At 69.6% G+C, this 1309-nt stretch carries 2 protein-coding genes; both read right to left on the reverse strand.

The features are described from left to right. Nucleotides 1-454, reverse strand: a 454-nt coding sequence (locus FNH04_RS46060; protein WP_322725778.1) for a DUF5336 domain-containing protein, incomplete at its 3' end; no start/stop codon positions are given. Nucleotides 455-622: 168 nt separating this feature from the next. Then, nucleotides 623-1309: N-acetylmuramoyl-L-alanine amidase (locus FNH04_RS46065; protein WP_152792161.1), on the reverse strand; the 687-nt coding region annotated here is incomplete at its 5' end.

The raw sequence follows: 1309 nt of genomic DNA on the forward strand, positions 1-1309 counted from the left end.
GGATGAGGGCGCCCTTGAGGGCCGGGACGAGGGGGGTGGCCACGGCCGCGGCGGCCATGACCAGGGTGGCGATGAGGGCGAGGATCATGCCCGTGCCCGCGCTGACCAGGTCGCCACCGCTGCCGGCGTTGTCGAAGCCGCCGGAGACGTCGAAGATGTTGCCCAGCGCGCTCCACGCCGCGAAGATCGTGAACGCGGTGCCGAACTGGCCCAGGTCCAGGCCCGCCACCTTGGGCACCTGCGGCAGCCCCCGGGAGACGACGACGAGCGCGGCGCCGATGATCCCCGCCAGGACGACACCGAGCACGACCGGCCCGCTACCCCACAGGCTCGGGATGTTGTCGCTGTCGGAAACCCCGTCGACGGAGTAGAGGTCGAGGAACGACGCGATGAACAGCAATACCGCTGCTCCGATCACCACGCCGTCGCCTCTAGTGAGGGAGCGGATATTCACTTCAGGTCCTTCGTCAGTCGTCTCGTCGTCGGTGGAGGCGTCGCTGACACCATGTCGCCGTACGGCCGTGGTGTGAAGCGCGGGGGTGGCCCCACATCGTAGGACGACCATATCGTCCGTCCGACGGGCGTGACTGCCGGGATGAGCGCGCTGATCACGACCCGCTCCCTACCCGCCCAGGAAGCTCACGATTCCCTCAGAGATCCCCTGCGCCGCCTTCTGCCGCCAGGCACCGTCGGTCAACAGTGCCGCGTCCTTGCTATCGCGCATGTTGCCGCACTCGATGAACACCTTCGGAACCGTTGACAGATTGAGACCGCCCAGGTCCTTACGTGTGACGAGACCGGTGCCGTCGCCGACGTAGTTGGAGGGCGCGCTGCCCGTCAGCCGCACGAACCTCCCCGCGATCCGCTCGCCCAGTTCGCGGGAGGGACCGACGATGGGCCGGGTGTCGGCGCCGCCGCCGTGCACCGCGCCCGGCAGGATCACATGGAAGCCGCGGTTCCCGGTGCCCGACCCGTCGGCGTGGATGGACACGGCGGCGTCGGCGCCGGCCTCGTTCCCGATCCGCGCCCGCTCGTCGATGCACGGACCCCAGGCCCGGTCGCCGTCCTGTGTGAACTTCACGGTGGCGCCCTGCTCTTCGAGGATCGTCCGCAGCCGCCGCGCCACGTCCAGCGTGAACGCGGCCTCCATGTAGCCGGAGTTGGTGGTGGTCCCCGTGGTGTCGCACTCCTTGCGGCCCGTCCCGATGTCCACCTTGCGGTTGATCTCGGTGGTGTGCCGGAAGTTGCCGGGGTTGTGGCCGGGGTCGACGAGGACGACCTTGCCCTTGAGGGGGCCGGTGGCGGCGGG

Source organism: Streptomyces phyllanthi, assembly GCF_009377205.1.
Taxonomy (GTDB): domain Bacteria; phylum Actinomycetota; class Actinomycetes; order Streptomycetales; family Streptomycetaceae; genus Streptomyces; species Streptomyces phyllanthi.